Source organism: Streptomyces sp. SID3212, assembly GCF_009865405.1.
In the GTDB taxonomy this organism is placed as follows: Bacteria; Actinomycetota; Actinomycetes; order Streptomycetales; family Streptomycetaceae; genus Streptomyces.
In genome coordinates, this window is record NZ_WWJY01000083.1 from 1 (window position 1) to 2073 (window position 2073).

General features: G+C 75.1%; 2 protein-coding genes. Both read left to right on the forward strand.

Translation table 11 applies throughout. The annotated features are described in order from the left end of the window. Positions 1–1491 (forward strand): ATP/GTP-binding protein (locus tag GT042_RS02785; protein ID WP_161307104.1); only part of this gene is annotated, 1491 nt, incomplete at its 5' end. 122 nt (positions 1492–1613) lie between these two features. Next, a partial coding sequence (locus GT042_RS02790) for a PucR family transcriptional regulator ligand-binding domain-containing protein (protein WP_202532274.1) occupies positions 1614–2073 on the forward strand: 460 nt, incomplete at its 3' end.

Here is a 2073-nt window from a genome sequence, read left to right on the forward strand (position 1 = left end):
CGGGACGGCCGGATGAACGACGTCGACTACACCCGGATCCGCCGCGCCTGGCAGTCCGTACGGGCCGACCCCTCCCGGCTCACCGCCTTCACCGAGGAGGTCCGCGCGCACGGCGCCGCCGCCTGCGTCCACCCCTCCCACGCCCGCGACCTCCCCGTCCGCGCGGCCCGGCACGACCTGCTCGGACGGCAGGTCCTGCTCGGCACCGTCCAGGACGGGCAGCGCAACCCGTACGCCCGCCGCGGGACCGGACTGGCCCTCGACCCCGACCTGCTCGGGACCTCCCTGCTGGCCGTCGGCCCGCCCGGCACGGGCAAGACCCGAGCCCTCGTCCGCCCCGTCGTCGAATCGCTCGCCCTCCAGGCCCTCGCCGGACGCGCCGCCGTCATCGCCGTCTGCGCCACCGGCACCCGCCTCGGCCCCGACGACGCCTACGACGTCGTCGTACGCCTCGGCGACCCCGCCTCCGCGTACGACCTCGACCTGTACGGCGGCACCAACGACCCGGACGAAGCCGCCACCCTCCTGGCCGAAGGGCTGGTCGGCGACCTCGCCGACACCGACGGCCGGCGGGCCACCACCGCCCTCGCCCAGCTGCTCGGCCCCTTCCGCGCCGCCCACGACCGCCTGCCGTCCGTACCGGAACTGCGGGAACTGCTCGACGGCGAACCCACCGCCCTGGCCGCCCTGCGCGAGGCGCTCGACACCAAGGGCCAGTACGGCATGCGGCGCGAACTCGACACCAGGGAACGGCAGTCGGGCACCCCCGGCGACCCGGGACCCGCGCTGGCCGACCGGATCGCCCTGCTCGACCGCCCCGCCTTCGCCGGGTTCTTCGACACCAGCGGCCGGACCAGGCCGTTCTCCCTGCGCACCCTGGAGCACCCGCTGCGGGTCCGCATCGACCTCCCCGAGCGCGGCCACGCCGAGGCCTCCCGGATGCTGGCCCGGCTGATCCTCGCCCAGTTCACCGCCAACGCCGCCGTCCGGGCCGACCGGTCGCTCTTCGCCTGCCTCGTCCTGGACGACGCCACCCGTACCCTCACCGCCGGGACACTGCGCGGCGTACAGCGGCTGCGGTCCGCCAACGCGGGCGCCGTGCTCACCCTCCGTACGCTCGATGACGTACCGGAAGCACTGCACACCTCCCTGCTCGGGGCCGTCGGCTGCCGGATGGCGTTCTCCGGGATCACGACCTGGGACGGCAAGCGGTTCGCCGAGGCGTGGGGCACGGAATGGGTCGAGACCCGGGACGTCACCCAGCGCACGGTCTTCGCCGACCAGCCGCTGACCAGGGCCATCCACGCCTTCCGCAAGCTGGTCACCGGCAAGGCCGTGACGACGGACGCGGTGACCGTACGGCAGGTCGAGCGCGAGCGGTGGTCCGCCTCCGACCTCGCGCACGCGGTCCCCGCCGGGCACGCCGTGCTCTCGCTGCGCACGGTCGGCGGCGAGCACGCGCCGCCGCTGCTGGTGGAACTGGGCGGCTGAGACCGGCACGGGGTTCGTACAAGCTGGCAGGATTGGGGAACGCCGTTCGTACGGGACGGCGTACTCGCCCGCCGGTTTCCCGGACGTCCCCGACGTTCCCAGACAAAGGCCTCGGTCCCGCCATGCCGCCCACGCTCGCCTCGCTCGTGCAGCATTCGGCCCTCCACCTCAGGGTGCGCGCGGGCGAGGACCGGCTGCGGACGCCCGTGCGCTGGGCCCACGCCAGCGAGCTGGCCGACCCCGTCCCGTACATGGAGGGCGGCGAACTGCTCCTGGTCACGGCCACCACGCTGGACGCCGAGGATCCGGCCGCGATGACGGCGTACGTACGCCGCCTCGTCGGCGCGGGGGTCGCCGGGCTCGGCTTCGCGGTGGGCGTGAACTACGACTCCGTCCCGGAGGCACTGATCGCCGCGGCGCGCGCCGAAGGGCTCCCCCTGCTCGAAGTGCCCCGGCGCACGCCCTTCCTGGCGATCAGCAAGGCCGTGTCGGCGGCGATCGCGGCGGACCAGTACCGGGCCGTGACGGAGGGCTTCGAGGCCCAGCGCGAACTGACCCGCGCCGCGCTCGCCGACGGCCCCG